Below are 25,437 nucleotides of genomic sequence, written 5' to 3'. Positions count from 1 at the left end.
AGGCCTAGTCGACCAGTTCGACCTTTCCTCCTGCCGGTGCGCTGAACGTGACCACCTTTCCGTCGTCTTTTACTTTCCGCACGCCTTTGGTCATGGTTATTTTAAGACCTGAGTCGGGCAATTTCAATGAAAATTCGCCTGCTTTTTCGGCCACGAGACTGATTCGGACAACCCGTCCTTCTTTCCTTTGGGCACTTACCAGCACGGCTCCTTCCGCACGGAGGTTGCTGAATGCAGCATTCTTCCAATCCGCAGGCAATGCAGGCATCACCTCTATCGCATCGGCATAGCTTTGCAGCATCATTTCCTGCAATCCCGAAGCAAATGCAAAATTGCCTTCCAGCGTGAATGGGCGGTAGGTAAATTTGGAAAGTCCGGATTTCGTCTGGTCGCCATTGGCGTGGAAGCTGTTCGGCAGGCAGAATGCCCGCGCAAAAGTCGCGAGTGCGTCCCGGGCGCCCGCACCATCTTTGGCGCGCGCTTTGAGGTTGGCTAGCCAGGAGTAGGAATACCCACACCACCAGTCGGGCCCCACTTTATCGAGCAGGGCTATCGTGCTGGTAATCGTTTTCCGCGCCTGTTGCCCATCTTCCCATTTGATCAATCCCAGTGGGTGAATGGCCATTAAATGCGAAAAATGACGGTGCGACTCATTGTAGGGCAAGGTGCGGGCAAACATCAGTTCATTATTGTCCGTCTGCGCAAAATCCGGGAACTCCGCGAGCAGCTTGCGCCACTTTCCGGCCTGCTCCTTGTCGCCCATCACCTCCGCCAGCTCGGCTCCGGCCTGAAATGTGAACCTGATGATGGCCAGGTCGTAGTTGGTCGTTTCCGGGAACCACGCTTCCAGGCGGTTATCCCTGATCTCCGGGCTGGAACTGATCGGCAAATGCCGCTCCCCTTTTTCGTTTTTGATGGTAATATTTTCAAACAGGCCGCATGCCTGCCGGAACCACGGATAAGCCCGTGCTTTCAGAAAGGTCTTGTCCCTGCCATACCGCCATTGGAGGTAATAATGGTGCGCCAGCCAGCCCGAAACCGTGGGCGACAGCGAGTACTGGATCCAGCCGCCCATTTCGGTGCCGTCCAGAGTGGTTACGCCGGGTACGGCCAGTCCGTCGACGCCAAAGTACAGTTTGGAATAACGCAGGTAATTGTCCTTGTTTTCGTCGAGGTGGTCGAGGTAGCCTAATGCTTCCTCCAAATGGTTCCCGCTGTATGCCGGCCAGTAACTGAGCTGGGTATTGAGATCGTGGTGGTAATCTCCTTTCCAAGGCGGAATGCGGCCGTTATCGGCGGTCCATACGGCTTGCAGGGAGATCGGAGGCGCGCCGCGGCGGGCTGCCGAACCAAATTTGTATTGTTCGAGGTACCATTGCTTCTCAATAAGCGGATCGGGCACCGCAATGGACGACATACCCCAAAACCGTTTCCACCAGGCCTGATGCGACGTAACAGCCGCTGTGTAGGTCTGTTTTAATGCATTTTGGGTAAGCGCGGCAGCGGCCGGCTTTGCAGCGGCTTTCGGATAATGCGAAGAAACGCTCCACACGCCCTCCACTACCCCATTTTGCAATGGCTTCCAACGCACCGCCACCTCATAACTGAACCCGCCCCAGCCTTCCTGCCGGTAGGTAATGCTGCCCGGCCCTGGGGTAATGGTTCCCTGCTTGTAGCCGAGGCGTGCCAGGTCGTCGCCCACGAGGGAGTTGACCGTGCCGCCTTCTTTCACCGCGCCGGTATATTTCGGCGCGACGAGTTGCGGCAGCATGTCCTGCTGTACGTTTTCAAAGCGGAACCAGCCAACCGGCTCCGTAGCGTGTACAAATGTTTTCAGTACCACGCCGTTCGACCATTCCACTTCCGCCGAAGCCGACGCGAGTAACACATCGGCCCGCTTCACCTGCCATCCGGCGGGCAAATCGAACTCCAAAGCCCCGGCTGGTATTTTGGACGGCGCGGGTTCCCGGTCGTAAGGCGCATCGAAATACTGCTGAACCGGCTTGTAATCCTTTTTACGGACCTGTTCCTGGACCCATTTGTAGCTGAACTCCTCCCGGTGCAAGCCGGCCATCGGGCGCATATCCCATACATCGGCGCGATCGAGCGAGAAGCGCAGCTTGCCTTCCCGCTCCCAGATCAGCGCTCCGATGGTACCATTGCCCAGGGGAAGCGCCTCGTCCCATACTTTGGCCAGTTTTTCAAAATGAAGATTATGCTGCTTCGCCGGTTGGGCGTGGACCGTCGTTGAAAACGGCCACACGCACGCCAGCAGGATTGGTAGGCAAATACGGCGCTTAATATCCCTCATTTTGTTTCAATGCTGTGTTAATGTCTATTTCACTTTGCGAGAATGGCCAAATATAGAACTTATCGTCCCATTTCAACCGGATATTGCTGTGGATCAGTTTGTCGTTGATATCCTTCCCGATGCGCCAGCGAACGACGTCGAAAAGCCGCAGGCCTTCGAATGCGAGCTCCCGCCTGCGCTCCTTACGTATGAGCGCACGGGTGAGCGTCGGGAATACGGGCACGCCCGCGCGGCTGCGGATCGCATTCACGTACGAAAGCGCCTTGGCGTCGGTAGTGGTGCCGCCCGCCTTTTCCATTTGCGCCTCGGCGTTCATCAGGTAAATATCCGAAAGCCGGAAGAGTACAATATCGTGGCCGGTGAGGATATCGCGTTCGCTGGGAATGAAGCGTCCGGGATCCCAGACGGCCGCGAACTTGATCAGCCCGTAATTGGTGGCGGTGAACTCGGTTTGAAATTTGAAACCGTCCTCGCGTTCGAAAGTCGTTTTGTTGGGTGAAAAGTAATACCACTTTTTCAGGCGAAGATCTCCGGTTTCGTATTCGTCGATCAGGTCCTTGGTGGGCGCAAGGCCGCCCCAGCGGAAGAACTCTACCTCCTGGCCGCCATCGTTCGATTGACGTCCGTCCCGGGTTTCGATGTATTTAATGGAGAAAATGATTTCCGGGCAGGATGCCTGGCCTTTTCCTTTGATAAACTGGGATTCCAGGTCGGTTGCCAGCGAATACTTGTTCGACGAGATAATGGCAGAAGTCAGTGAAATCACATCATCCCATTTGCTCTGAAACAATGCAATGCGCGCTTGCAGCGCCTGGGCACTGGTTTTCACGGCATGTCCCGATTTGTAGGCATCATTAGGCAAGTTGGCCACCGCGAAATTCAGGTCCTCCTCTATGAACTTGTACACCTCCTCTTTCGTCGATTTCGCGATTTTCAGTTGCTCGATATCCGAAGGAACCTCTTTGTAAATCACCACTCCGCCCCAGTGCTGCACCAGCTCGAAGTAGAACATCGCCCGCAGGAAACGCGCCTCGGCCTCGTAGATTTTAGCCGCCGCGTCCGGTAACGACACTTTCGTGAAGTTTTTGAGGAAAGTATTGCAGCTGGCAATACCCGTGTAGCACGAAGTGTACAGCGACCGCGGCGCGCCTGAGTTGGCAGGGTCGAGCGTACCCGATTGCATGAGGCGGATATCGCCGTAATGCTGTGCCCAGCCGTTGTCGGCGGCGGCATCGAAATAGCTGCGATGCCAGGTCAGGTAAGTGCCTTTCATACGGGCATAACATCCTGCCAGCCCCATTTGCACATCGCCTTCCGAGGTCCAGAACTGCCCCGCGGCGATTTCCTGAGGCGGGTTTTTATCCAGAAAATCATCGCTGCAACCCGACAGCGTGGCAACGAACATAGCCGGCAAAAGAATACGGTTCAGAAAAGTTTTCATATGGTGTATATCTTTTAAATCATCTTTTTATACCAATCAGAATCTCAGGTTCAACCCTACTGAATAAACTTTCAGCTGCGGATATTGTGCATGCCAGCCGTCTCCCGCGCGTTCGGGATCGAGGTCGGGGTACTTGGTGAACGTGAGGATATTGTCGCCTGTGACAAACACTTTCAGGTGATTGATACCCACTTTTTTCGTAACCGAAGCCGGGATGGTGTAGCCGATCTGCAAGTTTTTCAAGCGCAGGTAAGACGCGTCTTTGAGGAAATACGTCGAGTTCTGGGCCGTTCCGCCGGTCATAGGCGCATATCCCCAGCCGTAAATGGCCGGTATATCAGAATTCGGGTTGGTTACGGGATCGTAGGCATTGAGGAACTTGGGATGCGGGGATGAGCCTTGCGAGAATGGGTCTTCACCAAAGAAAAACGTTCTCACCTTCTGGCCTTCTACTCCCTGGAAGAAAAACGCGAGGTCGAAGTTCTTCCATCTTACATTGCCGCCAAAAGAGTAAATAAAGCCGGGATAAGCGCCCTTCACGCGAATGCGGTCGTCACCGTCGATCTTGCCGTCGTTGTTCTGATCTTTGAATTTAATATCCCCCAGTTGCGGGTTACCGGGTGTTACCACGGCTTTGAGTTCCTCCTCAGATTTGAAAAGGCCGGTGTATTCATACAGGTAGTAATCCTGATAAGGCAACCCTTCCTTGATGATCCGGTTGCTGTATGCCGGTGCGGGGAATTTCACGACTTTGTTACGGTTGGCCGATACTTGTGCATTGATGCCGTACTCCACCGCACCTACCTTACCCTTGTGACCCAGCTCTACCTCCACGCCATAGTTCCGGAGTGCTCCGTAGTTGATGGTAGGAGCCGACATCCCGGCGCTGGCAGGGATAATGGCGCCGGCCAGGATTCCGGTCGTGGATTTGTTGTACCAGTCGATCGTTCCATAGATCAGTTCATTTTTGAGGCTGAAATCCAGCCCGATATCGGCGGTTTTGGTTTCCTCCCATTTCAGCTCGCGATTGCGGTACGCATTCTGCTGAACACCCTGGTTCAATGCCTCATTGAATGCGTAAGTAGTTGTAACATAAGTTTCCTGCCACGGGTACTCGCCGATATTGGCATTACCCAGCAATCCATAAGAAGCCCTGAGTTTCAGGTTGTCGATCCAGTTGGCGCGGTCACGTATAAATGCCTCCTCGCTGATCCGCCATGCGGCTGACGCGGAAGGGAAAAAACCCCAGCGGCTGTCCTTGTAAATGCGCGAAGTTCCGTCATATCTGAAATTAGCCTCTACCAAATACTTCTGCGCAAATGCATAGGTAGCGCGCCCGAAAAGCGATTGGAAGGCCCATTCGGTCAAACCGCCGGTGGTCGTCTGGTTCAGAGGTCCCATGCCGTCGAGCTCGTACATATTCTTCACAGGGAATACGCTGCGGGTGCCGCCCAGCCAGCGGTATTTCTGCTCTTCCTGGCTGTAACCTACCATGAGTGAAATGTCCTGCCGGTCGGGGTTCCAGTTCCAGTTCACCGACGAATAGAAGGTACTCAGCAGCGTCCGGTAGTTGCCGTTGGTCACGCCCAATGCCTCCGGCCCGAATGGCGTGCCTTTCTGGTATACATTGGCGCCGCCGGTTGCGTACTCGCTTTCGGGCAAATAATAGTAGGCATCCGCCCCGTAGTGGTAGATATTGCGGAACTGCTCGGCGAAGCGGGAAGCATATTTGGAACTCCATTTCAATCCCATTTTCTCGGTTTGCAGGAAATTCACGTCGAGCCATCCCTGCACGTTGGCCTGCCAGTCTTCATAATCCCGGTAGGTCTCGTTCGCGATCCAGAACGGGTTCCGGTTGTTCTGCGTGCCGCCGACGCCCGTTGGTACGGCTTTGTCGGTGTAGCGGCCGCTGCCGTCGGGTAAATAAGGCTTCACAAGCGGTGCCTGGGTCATGGTCATGAGCACGAAATTCTGGTTTTCGTAGTAAGGAGAAACCGAATTGCCTTTCATGTAACTCACGTTGGTACCCACTGTAATATACTTGTTGATCGTCGTCGAGAGATTCGCCAGCCCGTTGAAACGCTTGTAATTGTGGCCCATCAGCACGCCCTTCTGATCGATGATCCCGGCCGACATATTGTATTTAAATGCATCGGAACCGCCATTCACGCCCACATTATGCTCCTGCATCGGGGCCGATTTCCATACGGCATCCGCCCAGTTGTAATCGGGGAACATATCCTTGTTCCGGTTCGGATCCTTGTATTTGTCGATCAGCGATTGCGGAAATGGCACCGCGCTCACGGCATTGCGGGCCACTGCTTTGTTGAATAGCTCCATATACTGCCCCGAATTCCATATCTGGTTCGGCACGCCAGTGGGCGACTGCGTACGAAGCGACATATTGTAGGTCAACGCGGGCTTGCCCTTCTTGCCTTGCTTGGTGGTCACGAGGATCACCCCATTCGCCGCCCGCGCTCCGTAGATGGAGGCCGAGGCCGCGTCTTTCAGCACCGAAATGCTTTCGATATCCGACATAGGCAGTACATCCAACGAACCTACCACGCCATCTACCAAAACCAGCGGGCTCGTGTTGGTACCCCAGGAACTGGCTCCGCGGAGTTGCAATGACACGCTCTCGCGGCCGGGCATACCCGTTCCCTGACTGATGCGCAAGCCCGTAACCTGCCCCTGCAATGCGGCAAGGCTGTTGCTTACCTGGCGGCTCTGCATATTGCCGACATTGACAGTCGCTACCGAGCCAGTAAGGTTCACCTTCTTTTGTGTTCCGTAACCCACCACAACCACTTCTTCTAGCGCTTTCTCGTCTACTTTCATGGCAACGTCCAGGGCTGTACGTTCCGCTGAAACCACTATTTCCTGTGAAATATAGCCTACCGAAGAAAACACGACCGTCTGCGGGCCATCAGGCACCAGGAGGCTGTAACTGCCGTCGGTATTCGTTACGGCGCCGCGCTGGCTGCCTTTGATCACGATATTGATTCCCGGCAGGCCCTCGCCTTTTTCCCCGGTAACCTTGCCTACCAGCGAGCGGTCTTCCACCACGGTGGCGTACTTCGGCGCATTCGGGCTCAGCGCCGGTTCCACGGCGTTGATCACCTCCGGTTGGGTCCGCAGGACAATGCGGTTGCTCACCTGCTTGTAGCTGATTTTGTTGGGCAGCAACAGCTTGTCGAGCACCGCGGCAAGCGGTTCGTTCTGGGCATTCAGGCTCACCGTGAATTTCAGCGGCAGCATGCGCGAGTTGTAGGAGAATTTGATTTCAGCTGTTTTTTCCAGCTGCTGTAATGCGCTGCCGAGCGTAGCGCGGTTGAGATTCAGCGTAACTCTTTTTTCCAACAGGTTCTGACCGGCCAGCGGTCCGGCCATTGCCAGCTGGGCTACGACAATCAAAAGGACGATTTGTTGTAACGACTTCATTAAGAGTTGACACAATAAGCGTTTGGCAGTCAAAGTTTTCTTCATAGATTTGACGGTTTATTGTTTCGATTCGAGAGAAAAATTGGGCAATAACACCCCACTCCCAGGGCGTAATGCAATCGGAGTTGTGGATTTCGGGAGCCGGCCTGCTGCAACCAGTCCGGCTCTTTTTTGTATACAGGTTGGTTAATTCATAGGCGGGACATTAATTACATCCGGTGGATTCTACAATCACGTGGTTTCCTTCCATGCGGAACTGCGTACCGGAGCTGATACTTTCGCAGACGATTTTCAGTTTCGACAAAAGTGGTTCATCGGACAACGAGGTGGAAAGGTAACAGTCGCGTAAGACGTCGTGCGGATAGTCAATCGTGACGCCATAAGCACTTTCCAGGGTTGAAAAAATCGTCGCGACGGGCGCATCTGCGAAATCGAAATTCAGGTATTCGATCGCCCGTTTCGGGATATCCTTATTTTCGGGTTTTTCAAAAAGGCTGCGGGATTTTACATAGCTGACCGACTGGTTTGGAAGTAGCACCACATTCTCGGCCACCTCGCTGTCTTTCGGTTTGATCTGCCGGACATGTACTTCACCCGTTTTCACAAAAACCTCCACTTCGGGCTGATCGTCCGCCGCTTTGATGCGGAAGCTGGTTCCTACTACTTCCGTCACAATGTCGTTGGTGTAGACCAGGAACGGGCGCAGCCGGTTTTTACTGACTTCAAAAAACGCCTCACCTGATAAATGTACTTCACGTTTTTGCGCCGCGAAGGTCCTCGGATAGCTCAGTTTTCCACCAGGTTGGAGGATAATCGTACTGCCATCTTCAAGGTTCACCAGACGGGGTACCTTGGAATCGTTGTAAATCCCGATATCCCTGATTTCCGGCGAGGTAGCCGACGGCTTGCGTACAGCAATATCCGTTCCGCCCGAATGTTGACGCGACACATACCAACCCAGCCCGAGCGCAAATACCAGAACCGCAGCCGCCACGCGCCACCAGCGCGCGAGCGCAAGGGGCCGCACGCGGTGCTCCTGCTCGTGGATCCGCCACCAGGTCTCTTCGAGCGCCTGATCGGTTTCACCGGCCGTGGCACCGGGGGCGTCGTTTCCCATCGCCAGGATGAGGTAACGCGCTTCCTGCACCAGCCGTTGCTTGTCGGCATTCGCTTCGAGCCACTGCGCCCAGCCCGCATGATCACGCCCGGTGATCACCCAGTCCCGGAACAATGCATCGTCACAAAACTGCGTAACGGTAGTATAGCTTTCTCGCTGCATGAAGTAGTGGTTTTTCAGGCAGGAGAGGACAGTACCGCCGGGCGATACTCACCAATTTTTATTTTTTTGATAAAAAATTTAAAAATACACACAAAGGAGCAGCGCAAGCGTGTGTATCTCTCCTACCCAAACTTCCCGGATGTGCTTGATTCCCCGATGAAGCAGGTTGGATGCCGACTGCGGATTGATCTGCATCAGTCGGGCGATTTCGTCGATATCGAGCTGCTGGTGGTAACGGAGATACAGCGCCTCGCGCTGGCGCGCGGGAAGCTGGTTCAGCAGGGTATTGAGCTGATGTACCTGCCGGCGCGTCTCCTCGTCGGAGATCATCTCGTCGAGCGGGGTAAACTGAAAGGAAAACTCGGTTTCGCCAATGTCGCGTGAATGCCTGAAAATGCGGTCGCGTTCGAGGCGGCGCGCGATACGCCTGCGTACGCCTGCCAGCAGGTATGCCCGCACCGAGTCGGGTACGGCGAGGTTTCGGCGGTACAGCCACACTTCCATGAATGTTTCCTGCACGCAATCGCCGGCCAGTCCGTGGTGGTCGGTCAGTGACTTGCCGTAGCCGAGCAATGCAGGGTAATATTTCCGGAAAAGGGCTGTGTAGGCAGCCTGGTCATCGTCCTTGATCAGGCGCCAAAGTTGTGAATCCGGAAGCGTAGAGTCTGACATTTACCAGGGTGCGGGTTAGGACAATTAGAGAATAATTGTGCATTTTACTCATTTTGTAAGGAATTCAAAAATGCCCTGAAATTTTATTCCGCCCATGTGCTTTGACTATTTTCATATAACTTGCGGGCACACCTATCCTTTCTTTAACCAGCCATGAAAAAACAATTGAACCTCTTCCTGTTTTGCCTGATCCTTATTACCCCGGCCTTCGCCCAGCAACCAATTCAATGGAAATTTCCGACTGCGGGAGGCATTCACGGCGCACCTGCCGTGACGGACAAAGTCGTCTATTTCGGGAGTAATGACATGAATTTGTATGCCCTCGATAAAGCTACGGGCAAGCAGCTCTGGAAATACCCCACGGCCGGAGCGATCAGATCCACGCCCGCGGTGACCGCCGGCAAAGTGCTGTTCAACAGCGCCGATGGCAACATTTATGCCGTAGACAAGACAAAGGGCAAGCTGCTTTGGACCTTTAAAACCGGGGGCGAGCAGCAGTACGACATTTGGGATTATTACCTGTCCTCACCCGTCGCGGAGGGCAATACATTGTACGCCGGCAGTGGCGACAGCTCGGTGTACGCGATCGATATCGAGTCGGGAAAGTTACGTTGGAAATTCAAAACCGGGGGCGTCGTACATGCTTCACCGGTAGTGCACAACGGCAAGGTCTTCATCGGCAGCTACGACGGCCATTTCTATGTGCTCGATGCGCAGAGCGGTAGTCTGATCTGGAAATTCAAAACTTTGGGCGATCCGGCATTTCCGAAAGGGGAAGTACAGCGGGCCGCCCACGTCGATGATGAGCAGGTGATTTTCGGCAGCCGCGATTTTTACATTTATAGTTTAAATACCAAAACCGGCGAGCAGAAATGGAACATGAAAGAAAAGGGCAGCTGGGTGATTGCCACACCTACTCTCTACAAGGGGAACCTGTTCGTAGGTACGTCGGATACGCACCAGTTTTATTCGCTGAATGCCGAAACCGGGAAAGTGAACTGGATCATGCCGCTCAACATGCGGGTGTATGCAACGGCCATGATCGTTGAGAACAAGCTGGTATTCGGCTGCTTCAATGGCAGGGTCTATTTCGCCGACCCGGAAACCGGCAAAGTGATCAAAACTTTCCAGACCGACGAAAGCAAGAAAAACCACGCGCTCGTGTACGACGACACCGACCATATCCGCAAAGATTTCGATATGTACGGCGACAATTATTTGCAAGCCGAAAAGCACATCCTTTCGCTGGGCTCGATCCTTTCGGGGCCCGTGGCTACGGACGGAATGCTGTATTTCGGGGATGCCAACGGGCATTTCTATGCGTTGAACACGCGCGAATACCTACGCCCCTAGCCCATTTATTTCAGTTCCCACGGGCCCTTCTGTGCAGATCTTCGACCAGTTTTGAAGATCTGTACCCAAAATCCGCGCCAAAGCTGTTAATCACCAGCCCGTGTATGTCGTGTTGCGACGAAGATATGGCAAACACAATGCTTTCATCGGCGGGGTCGGTCATGCCTTCGAAACGATGGATTTCATCAATCACGAACTCTTCCGGAGACAGTTCAAGTGAACGCTGTTTGCAGAACAGGCATTCCGCCCCGTCCTCAATCAGAAAATCATGGGTATAACCTCTTTTTTGCAGGTCATTTACGGCTTCGCTGAGCGTATCGTAACGGTATGGTTCCATTTTTCGAAAAGGTTTATGGATAAAAAGCACCACTACAATACTACTGAACAATCTCCGCGCTCCAAAGGAATCCCAATACCTTTTTGACATCTTGATAAGGTACAATGCGGCACCAGGTTTCGATTGCGGTGCCGTAAGTATCGCCTTCGCTCAATGCATGCAGGAGCGGCGGGACTTCGATCTGATTCAGGTAAATCATCGGCCTGGAAAGGTTCGGGTGTACCAATGCACGCCGGACTTCGACACGGTTACCGGTGACGGCAAATTCGGAACTGAATGCGAGCTGGCCGGAGAGGCGGACGGGTTTGTCCCAGAGGAACCGGATGAGTGGATCAATAGGCACCGCGGCGGCGGGGTTACCCGACCCGTGCTGCGCTGGCCGCTGCATAAGTCGCTGTTTTACCAATGTGGTAAAATCATTCACGACTGCTATTTCGTCGATGCGGAAACGTCTCCGTTTCTCCCAAAAAGGAAAGGAGGCATCCGCTTTGCCGGCTTCCGCATAGTACTCCGAAGTCCAGCGCGAATGAATGGTGACTGCTTCGGCCAGTTTATGCTCATAAAATGACTTCGCGACGCCGTGCTCTCCGGCGGCAAGCATGGTATGGACGGCAATGGCGGCTTGCAGGGAAAAGCGCATCGCCGCTTCCACCCCCGTGGAGGAAAGCGGATCGAGGGCAAATGCGGCCTCACCGATTTTGATGAATTGATGTTCCCACGGGCATGAGTGCACGTAGGCGCTCACGAGGCAGGTTTTCAGGTTTGAATTCAGATGATCAGCAGCCACAATGCCAAACAGCTGTGAGCGGGAGAGCATTTCCTGCATAATATCCCTGTGCCCCATCCCCTTGATTGAATCAGGATCCGTAAAAGCCATGATCCGGTACTGGCCTCCCGGCACCGGTGCGCCCCATATCCAGCCTTCGTCTACCGTTTCAATACGGGCTTCGCAAGGCATCTTGTTCGCAGGTACGTGCGTCCATAATGCAACAGACGCGGGCGCGAGGTGCATAAGCTCGCGGGCATGCGCCCCATTGCGCCCTCGGGCATCCAGCACCATGCGGCAGGTAATGCGGTGATCACCCGTCGCCGACTGTATTTTCAATTGGTACCGGTCATTTTGAAAAGTCGATGCGGCCATTCGTGCGGGTTGAAAGAGGCGTACCCCCTTACCGACCGCCAATGCCAGCAACTTTGCGTCCAAATGCGCCCTGTCGACCATCAGCCCTGCTCCCCGTTGGCCAGGTTGCAGGAGGGCGGGTTCTCCCCCGCCCCACGCAATTCTGGCAGGTATGTTATGCAAGTAGTAAGCATCTTCCAGCAGGTGGCCGGCACCGAGGTAATCGAAAATGGCGCGTACGCCGGGTGAAAGCGACTCCCCGATCTGCGGACGCGGAAATGCGGCTTGTTCGACCAGCGCCACCGAATGGCCCATTTCGAGCAGGCGGATCGCCGCGGTAAGCCCCGCCGGCCCGGCACCGACAACTATGATTTCAAAATCCTGAATCATAACCGATTACATATTCCACCCGGGTTTCAAACGTGCCAGCCGCTCATGCGCCTGTATCGTATAATGCAGCCAGGAGCGGATATAGTCGCAGGCGGTGCGCCCCTTGGCGATTACCTCGTGATGGCACCCGCCCCCGCACAGATAACGCGCCCAGCATTGCGTGCACGGGCTCTGGCTGCTCACATGACGTGACGAGAGCCAGCCGTTTTGCAAAGCCGCGTCGACGCCGCCGGTCAGGTTACCCATTTTGCCTTCGTCCTCGTTTACGAAACGGTGGCAGGCAAAAAGCTCTTCATCAGCCGAGACCCCCATGTAACCGGCGCCCGCCCCGCAGGGATACGGCCGGTGCGTGCCTTTGGAGATTTCCTTCAATGCATTCACCATATTCAAAAATGGGTACCGCCTGCCTGCCAGCACATTCTTTTCGAAGTTCAGGCCGCAGGCGATCATGTTTTCGAGCAATACCGAAAGCTCTTCCGGCCCCATTTCGTCGCGACCGTTCATCGATCGCAGCAAAGGCGAAAAACCGACGCTATGAAAGCCCATTTGAATGAATTCATCGAGCATAACCGGCAAATCGAGGTTACGGGGCGTGACGGTAACCCGGGCGGAAACCTGCATTTTCCCCTGCATGGCCAGCAACGGCCGCAGATTCCTCATGATCAGGTCGAAACTGCCCTTGCCGCCTTTCATAGGCCTTTGTAAATCATGGCTTTTACCAATCCCGTCCAGACTGACAGTGACCGCGAAGCCATATTCCTCAAAAAAACGGGCATCGGCTTCGGTAACCATCGTACCATTGGTTGTGATCGAAAAACCTACTTTAATCCCCCTTTTCTCGGCTTTGGCCACCGCATAGGCCGTCGCTTCCATCAGGGCTTTGCGGTTGGCGAGCGGTTCACCACCCAGGAATGTCAGCTGCACCTTTTCACCCTCGGGACATTGGTCCATCAGGAGGTCTATCGCCCGCAGTGCCGTGTCCAGCGACATGCTTTTGGCCCGCCCGCCAAAACTACCCTGGTCGGCGTAGCAATAGGTACAGCCCATATTGCATTTCTGGGCAATAGCGAGCGAAAGTGCGTAGAGCCTGGGGCTTTCCAGCGGCGTGGTATCGACATAATCGGGTGCGGACAGGCCGAACCTGGTCAGTAAATCCTGCAATTCGGCCTCGTCGCCTGCGTCCAGCGCACGCGCGATCCTCTGCTCCACATCGCCCGCCACGGCGTACAGCCTGCTGCCGTTCGGAATAAAAAGTTGCGTTTGCCTGCCTTTGATCAGGTGGGCCGACGGCGATTTCGGCCGGGACTGTGCGGCGATCGTCCCGGCCAGTCGTGAAACCGCCACAGCCGGTTCCATTTCAGCTGTTAAGTGCATCTTTTCCTTCCACGATAAAGTTGAGTTCGCCCTGCCAGTTGATAAACAGGTCGTCATAGGACAACAACCGGGTATTCACGCGGTCATCGGGAATGTATTTGCCGGTACGTTTCTTGGCCATCCAGCTATCGCCGGTGCTGAGCCCTTTCTCGTCGGGCACGACATTCACGTAATCGGGACGGCTGGCGGCCCAATAGTAGCAGGCGCATTCGCGGTAGTCGTTCTGCCACGGGGCGCAAAGTCCCTGGGTGAGTTCGCCGGGCTTGATAATCTGCTCCGAAAGCGTGGCGCTATCGCCCTCGAAAACCTTATTGACCGTCAGCATAACCTTGGTATACAGCGCCGGGTCTTCGAGTTTATCCAAATCCACCACCACCTCGTGTGTGCTTTGTTCTGCCGTAAAATAGCAAGCTACCTGCTGCCCTTGTTTTTGCAGCACATTCACCATCGAGTTGGACCATTCCATGAACGACACCCCGTTCGGATTGTCCTGGGTGCGCAGCGGAACACTATCGCCGTCGGGAAATACGGGTCCCGAAGTGGCTACCATCGTTGGTTTGCCGTCAATAGCTACCAGGCGGTGATGGATCAAATGTGCGAGTGACTTGTCGGCGTCGATCACATAGTTGTTGTTTTCGATCAGGACAATGCCCTGGAATGCACGGCGCCACAGGTTGCGGAAGTCGAATTCCAGGCCGGGAAAGCAGTTGGAGATCGCCGTACGCGGCAATACGCTCACCGGGTTTCCTTTCCCCCGGTAATGCAGCTGAGCGGTCAGGTTGGACGGCACCAGTGGATCGTCGCCCGAAGCATCTGCCGCGTCTGTCTCCGGCATGAGTGATCTGGCCGCGGCTTTGATCACCATATTGATCTGCCGTTTGGTAAATGTGAGCGAGCGGCCATCCGCTCCGCGCATCAATGCGGGCATTTTGCGAAGGGTTTTGGCCGAAAGGTCGCCGATTTCCTCGGGTTTCCGCAGCAAGTCTTCAAACCAGGGCGAAGCACCGGTACTAAGGCCCGCAAAAACGCGTTCGTGCAGTACCTGCAATGCCATGTTGTCCACGAGTGAGGTAGCCATAATCGGCTCATACAGGCGCCCGAAGTCGTTGGTATTCTGCCGTACCATTGTACTCGCGACATTCAGTTTACCTTCGTAGGCATTGCCGTTCATGATGGCCGTGTTCATCAGGCGGATCGTTTCGAATGCGCGGCGCACAATTTCCTCCGCTTCCTCGATCGTCACTTCTCCGTCGACGTCGGTACCTTTCAGGATTTGTTCCAGTTCGTCGGACACCACGCGGATAGGCAGCGTGTCGGGCGCGTACGCAGGAGGCCCGGCGCTGATATGCGCTTTCGCAAACTGCGTTTTTCCGTCCCGACCGGTGAGCTTTACGGTAACAAACCCGTCACATTCGTCGTCCAGATACCCCCAGCTTACCTGGTTGCCATTCGCATCCGAATAGCCGGCGAATATCTGCGCCGGGTTGGTATAGAGCGGATTAGGCGTGCTCGTTTCCGAATAGCCACGCCATTTCCCCTTTTTAGTATCATACAAAATAGGGTCGTCGCGCCGCCCGGCAAACACGGGGTCTACCTGCTCCTTGCCATTGTTAAACCTGACCAGGCTCGACCCGTACACTTTTCCTGCCGCGGGCGTGAACCGGAACCTTATTTCCGGAAAATCGGGTGTAGGCTTAATGAACTGCACAAACCCGAGCGGCAGCGTTTTGCCTTTGAGGAAGTTGGCGCATTTGCCCTGCAAGGGTTTCAGCTCGTGCGACCGGATGCCGTCGATCGTCGCGTACATCTTGTCATTTTCATCATTGGTCCTTCTGAATATCTTGATGTTACCCACCTGCACGTCCCAGCTGATATCTTCCAGCTCGTGGCCTGCTTTTTTGAGCAAATCGACCGTAAGCGGCACCAGCTTGTCGGGTTGCTTGTCGGTAATGGCGAACACTTCCAGGAACGGCGCCACCGGGTGTGCCTTTCCGGTTTTGTCTTCCAGGTTTTCGGCGTCTTTAAATGCGACCCGCTCCGGCTGGTAGGCCGTTATTTCGCCGGTCGAGGGATGCACCTGGAACGACTGTTCCGGAACAATTTTCCGGAAATCCAGGGGTTTGTCCCGGGATAATGTGAGGTTATAGGCAGCCATCGGCTTGTCTGATTCGCCCAGACGCCCGAGTGCAATGGGAGGAAGTATTCTTAATGCTAGAATTTTCATATCCGGCAATGGTTTTGGCTTTAATATGTTGAGAAACTCAGGCCAGCTCAGCCTGCATCAATTGGGCAATCGCTTCGAGCAGCTTACGGTCGATCTCCTGCAAAGCATTCAGGTACTGGCTGTGTGGCTGGTTCTTAAGTGCTTTGAGATTCTCGATGAGATTACCGGACGCAACCAGCAGGTCACGGTGCAGGCGCCAGCGATTGTGTTCCCCGAAAGGCAGATCGAAGCTGTACGGCGATGTGAACGGCGGGCCGGCCATGAGCTTGCCTTTCTTCGACAGCGGCGTTTGCACCAGAATGGTTGCCAGGCTTCGCAAATTGTACATTTCCCCGAAAGTGGAGTTGATGATCAGGCCACGCGGCGTGAATGATCCGACATTGTTATTGCCGTTGTCGAGCAGGAAACTGTGGGCAAGGAAATTAAGCAGCAGCCGGTACCGGGTATCGAACAGATTGGCCCACAAAATGCCGTCCTCGGTGGTGATCTCGTTCTGCTCCATTTCGTCGGCGGGTTCGTTCGAGGCTGTGCCCGCGTGATCGGGGTCACCGGCAAACGGATTGGTCGCAACATTATAAGCCGGGTCGAATTTGCCGCCAGTCTCTTTCAGAATGGCTTTGAAATCATTGTAGATGAATAAAAAGCGCTCGAAATGTGAAGGTGTGTCGGAGTCGAGCTCGTCGCCCTCGCCCTGCTCGGCGATCTGTTCGAGGGCATTATAGGCGTCGTCGCGCGAGAGCAGCGGCGCGACGAGCACGTCGGGGCTTTTGGTGAACTTGTTATCCTTCGCGCTGCCCCTGTCGCCCCCGGTATAACCCCGGCCCCATTCGTCGAATTTGGCCTGATAGGGATAGGTACCGGGCTGAAATGCATCGTCCGAGATCACGTCCGGGTCCTGGATCAGTTGCAGCAAAACTTTGAAAAGCGCCCCCACGGTATGCGGGTCCGACGCCTGCGCGTGCACGGTCTTGTTGATTTCCTTCGCCACGGGATCGTCGCTGCTGAGCCATTCCGCTGGCGCCTCGGCATATACGTACTTCGCCAGTGAGCGGAGCGTGAATTTTTCCAGTGTGAAAGGAAACGGGTAGAACGGCACATCCCAAGGGTAACTTTCACGGCCAAAGTTCAACGGTGCGCCGATGATCTTCAACACATTTTGCACTGAAATAAAGTGCCCCATTTCCTCCTTGGCTATTCCCAGGATAATATTTTTCCAGTTATGCACCCGCTCACGGTACTTTTCGGGGATCTGCGGCCCGCCGATGCTGTAAGCCGAATACAGGTATTGCAGCATCAGGCCGTGTTCGATCTCGGCGTCGACGTGCAGCAGCATGGTAATGTAATCTTTTCCGGTAAACTGCTGGGGTACTACAAATGGCATTTCCTCAGGCTCCGCAGCGGCTTCCGATGCCGCTTCCAACCCTTTGGCCAGGCGAAGTTCTTTGGGCTTCTGATTAGCCCTCGCCCATTCGAGAACCGGGTCAATGAAAGATTTCCTCAATTGTTTTTCGTCCATGATGATCATTTTTGTGAAACAGGTAGGCAATACATTTCCAAACCATTGCAGGTGCAACGGCCTATTGATACGGGTAATCTGAAAGGAATTTAGTGGGGCGCCAAAAAGCTACTTCGAAGTAATTCTATATGCAAAAAGCAAATAGTTACATAAACTACCTTTGAAAGACTATTATTTTTTAAAGAATGGGGAGAAGGATTTATTAAACGGTCAATCGGGCAACTCCACGAAAAAGGTGGTTCCGATGCCGCTCACCGATTCGAACCAGATCTTGCCCCCGTGCGCTTCCACGATTTGCTTGCAGATCGAAAGTCCGATCCCGAACGACTGCTCGCCGGCGGTCCCTACCCTCCTGGCGTCGTTGGTCGACAGAAATATATGTCCTTTGAGATCATCCGGAATCCCGATACCGTGATCCTGAACACTAAGCAACGTCAGGTTCGAATCCTTTTTTAAATTGACGTTAATAGCACTTTCCTGCGGCGAAAATTTGACCGCATTGCTTAGTAGATTAGAAAATACACGCCAGATCTTTTCCCGGTCGACAGGTACCATTGCCTTCTCATAATCATAGTGAATCGTCTGCCGTTTTTCCTTGCCCTTGTAGCTCAGCATATCAATGCAAGACTGCACGATTTCGGCCAGGTCTTCCTCGCTTTTGCTGATTTTTTTCTTGTCGGGCCCCGCCTGCAATATCTGGCCGATCAGCCCGAACGCCAGTTGGCCCGACTGCTGGATCGCGTTGACGAGCATGGCCTGTTCCTCGGACGGAGGCTGGTCCCAGAAAAGCACGTCCGCGCCGGAGATCATCGCGGCGATGGGGTTCCGCAAATCGTGCGCCACGATCCGCAGCATTTTTTCCTTTTCCACCTCCGACTCCTCCAATGCATTGACGGTATCCTGCAATGCGATATTGCTCTGTGTGATCACGCCATTCAGTTTGGTTACTGCACGCAGGTTGTGAATCGTTTTCCGGGTATTTCGCCAGATCAGGTACACAATGACGGCCATCGCAAAAGTGAGCAGTACCGAAAACCGGAGGATCAGACCTTCGCGTTCATCTTTTTGGGCAGCCAGCTCAATTTCATGCTCGCGCTGGACCTGCTGCAACAAATGTCCGACGTTATTTTTGCTTTGTGCATTTCTTTTCAGCTTCCCGTTGCGCTCCGCCTCCACGTTAGCCAGAAGCAGTTTACCGGCCTCTTTAAAATCCCCGCGACCGTATGAAATGGATGCCTGCATGGTCCGGTACAAACTGTTCGCGGCCGGGTTGCCGGCCGCCCCCGGGAGCTTTCTCAGCGAGTCCAGCTGGGCCTGCGCTTTATCATACTCCTTCGAATCGATGTAAATTTGCGCCAGTATCTGCCGCGATTCCCGCTCGACGTCGATAGACCAGTCAATGCTCGGATCGTGTTCGAGGCATTTTTTGATCAATCGTTCGGCAGTACGGTTATCGCCTTTCAGCGCATAAGCCTCCGCCTTGTTTCGCAAAATAACGATCCGTGCGAACCGGATAAAATTCTGCTCCTTCGGAAACCGAGCGGCATTTCGGGTGATAAACCGGTCGGCCTGGTTGAAGTAATCGAGCGCCTTGCCCGGCTCGTTGATCAGCATATAGGCGATGCCGACATTTCGCATACTACCCTGTTTTTCAATAAACTCCAACTGAAAATTCTCCGGCTCCCTGCATTGCGCCAGCTCCTCCAATTCGTGCTTCCAGTATTCAATGGCCTGGTAGTAGTTTTCTTCCTTGAATGAAATATTGGCGATCCTGCTGCTGTACCGCGCGCATTCACATATTTCTCCCCTCGAAAGCAGAAAGGATTTGCCTTTATAATAGTTGCGGTAGGCCTGATAATATTCCTTTTGTTTCAATAAATCGTCTCCTTTTAGCAACAGCGCCTTCGAATAGTCGATCGGGTTTTCCTCGCGGGCATGCGCAGACGCAAAGAGCCCCAGCAGACTGTCGGTATAAGCGAATGCGGCGGCGTTCATTGTGGAATCGCGATGGCTCAGCACCTTCATGAATTTGAAATAGAGAATACTGTCGTGGATGTTTTTCCGCGGCAGCGTAGCCATGAAAGAATCCAGACTGGCGATCGCCTTGCGGCTGCCGGTTATCCGTGAGGTCCGGTCGAGGCTGTCGATCCGTGCTTTCAGCTGCACGTCATGACCTGTTTTCTCCGACTTCCGGCACCCCGCGAAGCACGCGATTAAAACGAGAAACATCAGAATAATCCTACACTGTAAAGAGGGCAACAGCAGGCCAGATTGGTTATTCATCGCTTTCAGATGGGTTTCTCTTTTACAATGATACCGGGAGATACAAAAGCGTATGCGTTTTGTACAATTCACCCCTGTTTTACAGTATGTTGATGGACAGATCAGGATCGAAAAGTCAGCAAAAATCTACACAATTCGTACTGAAAAATTGTAGAAAAAATTCAGTAAGGCAAGCAAATCAAAAAGGCCGGCAGCCGTCCCATCGCGGGAAGCTGCCGGCATTTGCACTATACCTTTGGTTGTCAACCGGATACCGTCAAAACCTGAAAGAAAAAGTCGCCACAAAGTTTCTGGTGAATTGCGGGTTCCCGACGGAGTCCCAGTACTTCGCATTGGACAGGTTGTTTAGCTTCAAACCGAGCTTCCATTTATCCCTCTGATAAAATGCCGTCGCATTCGTCACGTGATAGGCCGGAATCGCGTAAGTGTTGCTGGAATTCAAATAGGATTCACTCACATAGTTCCCGCCAAAACCCAGGCCGACGCCTTTCAGAACCTGGAAAGGAAGGCGATAGCTCAGCCAGTAGTTGACAATGTGCTGAGGCGCCTGCGTTTCAAACTTACCTTCGTATACATCGGCTTTTACAAACTTGTTTTCATTGAAACCATACCCGGCGATCACATTAAGCCCGGCCACGGGATTGGCGGTAAGCTCTACCTCGATACCCTTGCTCACCTGCCGGCCATCCTGAAAACTATATTGCGCGTCGTCGGTACGCAGCGCATTGTCTATATTAATGTAATAATAGCTGACACTTCCGCCCAGTTTTCCTCCGGGCAATTCGGCTTTTACGCCTCCTTCCAGCTGATTGGCAAATACCGGTTTCGGTTTGAAGAGACTGCCGTTGGGCTGCTCAACAGGCCCCTGGTTACGGAAACCATTCATAAAGTTTCCAAACAACGATACCTGGTCTTTCACGACTTGATAAACGATCCCCAGCTTAGGCGAAAGCGATGGCTGTACGAAACCTCCTTCGTAAGTCTGCTCGAACCGGTCATAGCGCAGGCTCAGCATGGTCGACAGTCGGTCGGTCTAGCTGATCACGTCTGACACATAGATCCCGAGCGCATTACCCCCGTACGCGTCGTGCGAGGTGGGCGTCGCGGGGTCGGCTAGGGCACTGTTAACCCGGCTCAGGCCTGCTTTTGCAAAGGGTTTGTTAACATTGATTTTATCGAGAGGCACGATCTGGTAAGTGACCGATTCGTCATTATACTCATAGCTGGCGCCGATCAGCAGGTTGTGATGAAATCTTCCTGTATGAAAGCTGCCGTTGAAATTCTGCTGCACGTTGGCGTAAGTCCTTTCCCTTGGGCCGAAATGCCGGATGCTCGTCACGGCGGTATCGGCGCTGATCCAGTTCACGTAAGGTTGGTAACTATGGTTCAAAAACTCATTTACGTGGGATATGCCCGTCGTCGATGTCCAGTTTTTGCTGATCTGGTACTTGGCCTGCCCAAAGTATTTGGTGGCCTGCGCGTCGCTGAGCAGATCATTCTCAAAGAAAGATTTTTTGAAACCCAGCGGAATATCCTTGGCCGACCTGAATGGCACCTCGTCCGCGAAAAGCAGCGTGTAGGCCAACCGGGTGGCATTGCTTTTGAAATACTCGAAATCGAACAGGAACGAAAGGCGGTCGCTGGCCTGGTAGGAAAGGCTCGGTGCAATGACAAACCGCTTGTTCTTACCATATTCGTTGGAGCTGTACTGCTGGTGCTGCACGGCATTGAACCTCAGTAACACCTTTTTCTCCTGGTCCAGCGGGGTATTAAGGTCGACGGTAGCCCTGCTCAGATCGAAGCTTCCCATGCTGTAAGTCACTTCGCCACCAAAACCCGCGTAGGGCTTTTTGGTAACAAGGTTCATGGCGCCTCCGAAAGTAGATACCTGCGAGCCGAAAAGCGTGCCGGACGGGCCTTTGATCAACTCAATGCGTTCCAGGTTAGCGATTTCGGTGCCCGTTCTGTAAACCGAGGTCGCCATCCCATTCCGGGCATAGTCGAAATTGGTGAATCCCCTGAACACCACGGCAAAGCTGCCGGTAACGTATTCCGTGGGTGCAACACCCGGCGCAGCGCGGAAGACTTCTTTTACGTCGGTCATCATCTGCTCCTTCATCAGGTCCTTGCCTACCACATTGTAAACCTGCGGATTTTCCAGGTTTTTCAGCGGCATCCGGGCCACATAATCGGTCTCCTTGTTCGTCAGCCGGTTATCGCTTCGGACAACCACCTCCTGCAATTGGCGGTTGTCCTCGGCGAGCGTAAAATCCACCGAACTCGTCTCCCCGGCAGCGACTGTTACGGTACTCGTCTGCGCAACGAGGCCCGTAAAGCTGGCCGTCAGCGTGTAAGTGCCCGCGGGCACCTTGTTAAGAACATAATGTCCGGCTTCATTCACGACTGCTCCCCTTGCGGTTTTTCCAAGGCTAATATTGACAAACTCGGCCGGTTTGCCGTCGGAAGTGGTTACCGAGCCCCTGATCGTGCCCGTCTGGGCAAAACTCTGTACGGATAATATGCAGAAAACCAATGCTAGAAATCGACTCATTTGCTTTTTATTTATTTGGACTCATTAAAAATAATGACAAATATGTAAAAGCGTTTGCCTGCGATTACAGGTTTTGCAAAATTTCCTCATAGTTGATTTCCGGCTTTCCCATCGCGGTGCCTTCCACCCGGAAAGTGGAAACGTCCGTCATGCCGGTGTAAGCGCTGAACACCGCTTTGATGTAGGATTCGATAAACTCGTACCCCTCCGGCCAGAACGCCTGCTTGCCGCCCGAGGCTATGGCCAGGTACACTTTCTTGTTTTGAAAGCAACCTGCTCTTGAACCGTCTTCAGTGAATTGATACGTAAGCCCAACGCGCACCAGCTGATCAAGCCAGGCCTTCAACTGCGCGGAAACGCCGAGGTTATGCGTAGGCGTGCTGATGACGATGATATCTGCCTGATCGATCTCGTCGAAAATCGCATTGGCATAGCTGAGCAGTTGCTTTCCTTCATCGGAGACTTGATCAGGGTATTTGTAAAATTCCCCGATCAGGTTTTCGTCCAGAAACGGCGGGGGCGACTGCGCCAGGTCCCGCTCTACGACTATACCGATCTCTTTTCTGTCGGTTAATTTCTGGATGATTGCCGCGCTCAGGCGCCGGCTGTACGATTGCGCGCCCCGCGCACTGGAAGTAATGTGTAATGCAGTTTTCATTTTTCGTCATGCTTTTTATGCCATGACGACCGGCATTTCGAAACGGGGACAAAAAAGAGGGTAAGCCGGAAGGCGGATTAAATGCCTGCCACAGCCAGTTCGGTATCCCGAGTCCGGTAAAGCTGCTCCGGAACAGTGGCGAGCTTGGAGGGATACACCTGTGCCCCCAGCCCGTAAAACTGCTGAAAACTCATGATGAGCGGCCGCCATTTATCAGGGTCAACGTGATGGGGATTCTGGTCGGAAACAATGGAATCGTCTAAATGAACCCGCAGGATTTTTAATTCCAGCGTCACGCTTCGGATGTTTTCGATGCCCGTTTCAGCCGCAAAAGGATGAATCGCAACAAACGCTGCTTCCAAATGCACAGGACATTCTAGTACCCTCGGCGCCTTCACCATCGTCGATTCGAGCGGGGTCAATCCGGCCCTGCCGAACTTGTCCGCTTCGTGCACATAACCCTTTAAGGCTTTCCCCGCAGGCACGGGGTTACTTCCGGTCAGGAGCGCAAGCCTGTCGACAGCCCCTGCCTGATCCACAGACGGAAGATTGAGTACGCATTCCTTTGTCCGCAGGATATTTTCCGTAGTTTTCGAATGGGCCGCAATGCCGATCATGCAGCGGTAGCCCAGCCAAAATGCGGACGAAATGGGTGCAAGATTAAGGCTTTCATCGGAGTTGGTCGTGCCTACCAATACGACAGGGGTACCAAAATACAGAATAGACGGGTTGCTGATGTGATGCATTTTTCAGTTTGTTTTTTCATCAAAACAGCCAAATATTTCTCCGCTTGCAAACCCGTTTCTTGCGGCAATACTTTTCCATATAGTTGACAAAGTCAACTATATTTTTCAATTTTGTAACGACGGAAGGCGCTTTTCTGGCTATCACCCAGTCGCGATACAACAATAACTAATTAATAACCAGCAAAATGAACACACCCGACGCTGCAAAACCACTCCTATCCGACGTGACTATCCGAAACACGCTCAGGCCGGGAGACCTGGGACTGATTGCCTCGATCCATGGCGACATCTACGCCAAGGAATGCGGCTATGGTTTGAATTTTGAAGCCTATGTTTTGAAAGGGCTGGGTGAGTTCGCACAGCAATATGATCCTGAAAAAGACAAACTCTGGCTTTGCGAACACGATAACCGGGTGGTCGGCTGCCTGGTTGCGCAGCACAGGGCCGATGCCGTTCAGCTTCGCTACTTCATTTTTTTACCCGAATACCGGGGCATTGGTCTGGGGAAGAAATTAATGGGCGAGTTCGTCGCATTCATGACATCCACCGGCTGCAAGCACGCCTATCTCTGGACCACGGAAGATCAGCAAGCGGCCATAGCGCTGTATGAGCGATATGGTTTCGTACTTTCCGAGCAAAGGCTATCCGATGCATTCGACAAGGAATTGACGGAGCAGAAATACGAATTGACATTAAATCAATAGCCCGATGACAGACCAGCAGGTTCAACAGATCAGAAGTTTCAACAGGTTCTACACCGATTTGCTCGGGTTGCTGGATAGTCACCTGCTCGACAGCCCCTATTCACTGGCCGAGGGCCGGATACTGTTTGAAATCGCTTCCAATGGCGAATGCCGGGCTTCCGACATCATCGAAACGCTGAGTATCGACAAAGGCTACCTGAGCCGTATCCTCAAAAAGTTTGAAAAAGAAGGGCTGATCGAGCGAAAAGCATCCGAAAACGACAAACGCGCCTCAGTGCTATCGCTCACCCAGCCCGGAATGAAGGTTTTTAAGGAGCTCGATGCCGCTTCCAATCAGCAAATTGAGAAAATCACCGCAAATTTGGATGATTCAAAGCTGGAAACGCTCGTGAGCTCCATGACGCGGATTTTACAAATCCTGCGTTAACTATTTTTCCGCCTGAATCGGCGCAACTGCCGGGTAATCGACCGGTATTTTCGTGAGCGCGTACACGTAGTTAGTGAATGTGCGTACCGTTACGAGCGAAATCAGGTCCATCAATGCGGCTTCGTCATATCCTGCCGCGAAAAAAGCGTCTTTCACGGCTTCACTGGCCTGTCCCTTGTTTTCCGCGATGGCTTTCGCGAGCTGGACGGCACTGTGCAGCCTGGGATCGGTGGCATGGCCTTTACGCAGGCCGACGATCTCCTCGTCGGTAAATCCTCTCTTGCGCGCAAGCAGCGTGTGCGCGGCGAGGCAGTAGTCGCAGTGGTTTACTTCCGACACCACGAGGTAAATCGCCTCCCGTTCTTTCGCAGTGAAAACGCCATGGCTAACGCTCTCTTCAGAAGCCAGCATGGCCTTAAGGGAGGTCGCCGAGTAGCCTATTGTCGCGTACAGATTGGGCATCCGCCCCAACCGTTTTGACATGGTGTCAAAAATTTCCTGTGATTCGGGGCTTACCTGGTCTCGGGAAGGAACTGTGATGTTTTTCATTGTTTCGAAATGTAAGTTTTAATTCAAAATGCTTCCGGCCGCCGGAGTTTTCCATGCCATT

General features: G+C 53.5%; 19 protein-coding genes. 3 read left to right on the top strand and 16 right to left on the bottom strand.

Annotated elements, in window-relative coordinates; translation table 11 throughout:
- Positions 1 to 4: 4 nt before the first annotated feature.
- From CLV60_RS01530 to CLV60_RS01510, 5 genes are all read right to left on the bottom strand, one after another.
- Positions 5 to 2,311, bottom strand: coding sequence for a glycosyl hydrolase family 95 catalytic domain-containing protein (locus tag CLV60_RS01530; protein WP_106593615.1), 2,307 nt, complete (start codon positions 2,309 to 2,311; stop codon positions 5 to 7).
- Complete coding sequence (locus CLV60_RS01525) at positions 2,298 to 3,752, bottom strand: RagB/SusD family nutrient uptake outer membrane protein (protein WP_106593614.1); 1,455 nt, start codon at positions 3,750 to 3,752, stop codon at positions 2,298 to 2,300. The genes CLV60_RS01530 and CLV60_RS01525 overlap by 14 nt, the downstream gene beginning before the upstream one ends.
- Before the next feature lie 36 nt (positions 3,753 to 3,788).
- Positions 3,789 to 7,193, bottom strand: a complete 3,405-nt coding sequence (locus CLV60_RS01520; RefSeq protein WP_170118688.1) for a TonB-dependent receptor — start codon at positions 7,191 to 7,193, stop codon at positions 3,789 to 3,791.
- A gap of 205 nt (positions 7,194 to 7,398) precedes the next feature.
- On the bottom strand, positions 7,399 to 8,472 hold the full coding sequence (locus tag CLV60_RS01515) for a FecR family protein (protein WP_106593612.1): 1,074 nt from the start codon (positions 8,470 to 8,472) through the stop codon (positions 7,399 to 7,401).
- Positions 8,473 to 8,550: 78 nt separating this feature from the next.
- Positions 8,551 to 9,144 (bottom strand): RNA polymerase sigma factor, encoded by a 594-nt coding sequence (locus tag CLV60_RS01510; RefSeq protein WP_106593611.1) that lies wholly within the window; start codon positions 9,142 to 9,144, stop codon positions 8,551 to 8,553.
- 153 nt (positions 9,145 to 9,297) lie between these two features.
- Between CLV60_RS01510 and CLV60_RS01505 the strand changes: the two genes are divergently transcribed.
- Positions 9,298 to 10,497 carry an outer membrane protein assembly factor BamB family protein gene (locus CLV60_RS01505; protein WP_106593928.1) on the top strand — a complete coding sequence of 400 codons (1,200 nt, stop codon included), beginning with the start codon at positions 9,298 to 9,300 and terminating at the stop codon, positions 10,495 to 10,497.
- Positions 10,498 to 10,507: 10 nt separating this feature from the next.
- Here CLV60_RS01505 and CLV60_RS01500 read toward each other — a convergent pair whose 3' ends face one another.
- The 10 genes from CLV60_RS01500 to CLV60_RS01455 all read right to left on the bottom strand — a co-directional run bounded on the left by CLV60_RS01500 (position 10,508) and on the right by CLV60_RS01455 (position 23,696).
- Entirely contained in the window at positions 10,508 to 10,834 is a 327-nt protein-coding gene (locus tag CLV60_RS01500) for a phosphoribosylpyrophosphate synthetase (RefSeq protein ID WP_106593927.1), read from the bottom strand.
- 40 nt (positions 10,835 to 10,874) lie between these two features.
- Positions 10,875 to 12,344, bottom strand: coding sequence for a flavin-dependent monooxygenase QhpG (gene qhpG, locus CLV60_RS01495; protein WP_106593610.1), 1,470 nt, complete (start codon positions 12,342 to 12,344; stop codon positions 10,875 to 10,877).
- 6 nt (positions 12,345 to 12,350) lie between these two features.
- On the bottom strand, positions 12,351 to 13,718 hold the full coding sequence (locus CLV60_RS01490) for a radical SAM/SPASM domain-containing protein (RefSeq protein WP_106593609.1): 1,368 nt from the start codon (positions 13,716 to 13,718) through the stop codon (positions 12,351 to 12,353).
- The gene (locus CLV60_RS01485; protein ID WP_106593608.1) at positions 13,702 to 15,942 is read right to left on the bottom strand and encodes a hypothetical protein; all 2,241 of its coding nucleotides are present in this window, start codon (positions 15,940 to 15,942) and stop codon (positions 13,702 to 13,704) included. The genes CLV60_RS01490 and CLV60_RS01485 overlap by 17 nt, the downstream gene beginning before the upstream one ends.
- Positions 15,943 to 15,979: 37 nt before the next feature.
- Positions 15,980 to 17,458 (bottom strand): ferritin-like domain-containing protein, encoded by a 1,479-nt coding sequence (locus CLV60_RS01480; RefSeq protein WP_106593926.1) that lies wholly within the window; start codon positions 17,456 to 17,458, stop codon positions 15,980 to 15,982.
- A gap of 210 nt (positions 17,459 to 17,668) precedes the next feature.
- Positions 17,669 to 19,687 (bottom strand): sensor histidine kinase, encoded by a 2,019-nt coding sequence (locus CLV60_RS01475; RefSeq protein WP_229210760.1) that lies wholly within the window; start codon positions 19,685 to 19,687, stop codon positions 17,669 to 17,671.
- 310 nt (positions 19,688 to 19,997) lie between these two features.
- Positions 19,998 to 20,765 carry a TonB-dependent siderophore receptor gene (locus CLV60_RS01470; protein WP_262510529.1) on the bottom strand — a complete coding sequence of 256 codons (768 nt, stop codon included), beginning with the start codon at positions 20,763 to 20,765 and terminating at the stop codon, positions 19,998 to 20,000.
- 9 nt (positions 20,766 to 20,774) lie between these two features.
- Positions 20,775 to 22,292 (bottom strand): TonB-dependent receptor, encoded by a 1,518-nt coding sequence (locus tag CLV60_RS01465; protein ID WP_106593605.1) that lies wholly within the window; start codon positions 22,290 to 22,292, stop codon positions 20,775 to 20,777.
- A gap of 64 nt (positions 22,293 to 22,356) precedes the next feature.
- Entirely contained in the window at positions 22,357 to 22,950 is a 594-nt protein-coding gene (locus CLV60_RS01460; RefSeq protein WP_106593604.1) for an FMN-dependent NADH-azoreductase, read from the bottom strand.
- A gap of 77 nt (positions 22,951 to 23,027) precedes the next feature.
- On the bottom strand, positions 23,028 to 23,696 hold the full coding sequence (locus CLV60_RS01455) for a flavin reductase family protein (protein WP_106593603.1): 669 nt from the start codon (positions 23,694 to 23,696) through the stop codon (positions 23,028 to 23,030).
- Positions 23,697 to 23,881: 185 nt separating this feature from the next.
- Here CLV60_RS01455 and CLV60_RS01450 point away from each other — a divergent pair, with 185 nt between their 5' ends.
- Both CLV60_RS01450 and CLV60_RS01445 read left to right on the top strand, forming a co-directional pair.
- Positions 23,882 to 24,400: a GNAT family N-acetyltransferase gene (locus CLV60_RS01450; RefSeq protein ID WP_106593602.1), complete on the top strand. Its 519-nt coding sequence runs from the start codon at positions 23,882 to 23,884 to the stop codon at positions 24,398 to 24,400.
- 4 nt (positions 24,401 to 24,404) lie between these two features.
- Positions 24,405 to 24,827, top strand: coding sequence for a MarR family winged helix-turn-helix transcriptional regulator (locus CLV60_RS01445; protein ID WP_106593601.1), 423 nt, complete (start codon positions 24,405 to 24,407; stop codon positions 24,825 to 24,827).
- Here the strand turns inward: CLV60_RS01445 and CLV60_RS01440 are convergent, their stop codons facing one another.
- Entirely contained in the window at positions 24,828 to 25,376 is a 549-nt protein-coding gene (locus CLV60_RS01440) for a carboxymuconolactone decarboxylase family protein (RefSeq protein WP_106593600.1), read from the bottom strand. It abuts the gene before it with no gap.
- Between the last annotated feature and the right edge of the window lie 61 nt (positions 25,377 to 25,437).

Origin of the sequence: Dyadobacter jiangsuensis (assembly GCF_003014695.1) — a bacterium.
GTDB lineage: Bacteria > Bacteroidota > Bacteroidia > Cytophagales > Spirosomataceae > Dyadobacter > Dyadobacter jiangsuensis.
This window is presented reverse-complemented; position numbering and strand designations above follow the sequence as displayed.

Bases quoted from the DNA above. Each gene is read 5' to 3' on its own strand.
- CLV60_RS01530 (WP_106593615.1), bottom strand. From the start codon at position 2,311: ATGAGGGATATTAAGCGCCGTATTTGCCTACCAATCCTGCTGGCGTGC.
- CLV60_RS01525 (WP_106593614.1), bottom strand. From the start codon at position 3,752: ATGAAAACTTTTCTGAACCGTATTCTTTTGCCGGCTATGTTCGTTGCC.
- CLV60_RS01520 (WP_170118688.1), bottom strand. From the start codon at position 7,193: ATGAAGTCGTTACAACAAATCGTCCTTTTGATTGTCGTAGCCCAGCTG.
- CLV60_RS01515 (WP_106593612.1), bottom strand. From the start codon at position 8,472: ATGCAGCGAGAAAGCTATACTACCGTTACGCAGTTTTGTGACGATGCA.
- CLV60_RS01510 (WP_106593611.1), bottom strand. From the start codon at position 9,144: ATGTCAGACTCTACGCTTCCGGATTCACAACTTTGGCGCCTGATCAAG.
- CLV60_RS01505 (WP_106593928.1), top strand. From the start codon at position 9,298: ATGAAAAAACAATTGAACCTCTTCCTGTTTTGCCTGATCCTTATTACC.
- CLV60_RS01500 (WP_106593927.1), bottom strand. From the start codon at position 10,834: ATGGAACCATACCGTTACGATACGCTCAGCGAAGCCGTAAATGACCTG.
- qhpG (WP_106593610.1), bottom strand. From the start codon at position 12,344: ATGATTCAGGATTTTGAAATCATAGTTGTCGGTGCCGGGCCGGCGGGG.
- CLV60_RS01490 (WP_106593609.1), bottom strand. From the start codon at position 13,718: ATGCACTTAACAGCTGAAATGGAACCGGCTGTGGCGGTTTCACGACTG.
- CLV60_RS01485 (WP_106593608.1), bottom strand. From the start codon at position 15,942: ATGAAAATTCTAGCATTAAGAATACTTCCTCCCATTGCACTCGGGCGT.
- CLV60_RS01480 (WP_106593926.1), bottom strand. From the start codon at position 17,458: ATGGACGAAAAACAATTGAGGAAATCTTTCATTGACCCGGTTCTCGAA.
- CLV60_RS01475 (WP_229210760.1), bottom strand. From the start codon at position 19,687: ATGTTTCTCGTTTTAATCGCGTGCTTCGCGGGGTGCCGGAAGTCGGAG.
- CLV60_RS01465 (WP_106593605.1), bottom strand. From the start codon at position 22,292: ATGAGTCGATTTCTAGCATTGGTTTTCTGCATATTATCCGTACAGAGT.
- CLV60_RS01460 (WP_106593604.1), bottom strand. From the start codon at position 22,950: ATGAAAACTGCATTACACATTACTTCCAGTGCGCGGGGCGCGCAATCG.
- CLV60_RS01455 (WP_106593603.1), bottom strand. From the start codon at position 23,696: ATGCATCACATCAGCAACCCGTCTATTCTGTATTTTGGTACCCCTGTC.
- CLV60_RS01450 (WP_106593602.1), top strand. From the start codon at position 23,882: ATGAACACACCCGACGCTGCAAAACCACTCCTATCCGACGTGACTATC.
- CLV60_RS01445 (WP_106593601.1), top strand. From the start codon at position 24,405: ATGACAGACCAGCAGGTTCAACAGATCAGAAGTTTCAACAGGTTCTAC.
- CLV60_RS01440 (WP_106593600.1), bottom strand. From the start codon at position 25,376: ATGAAAAACATCACAGTTCCTTCCCGAGACCAGGTAAGCCCCGAATCA.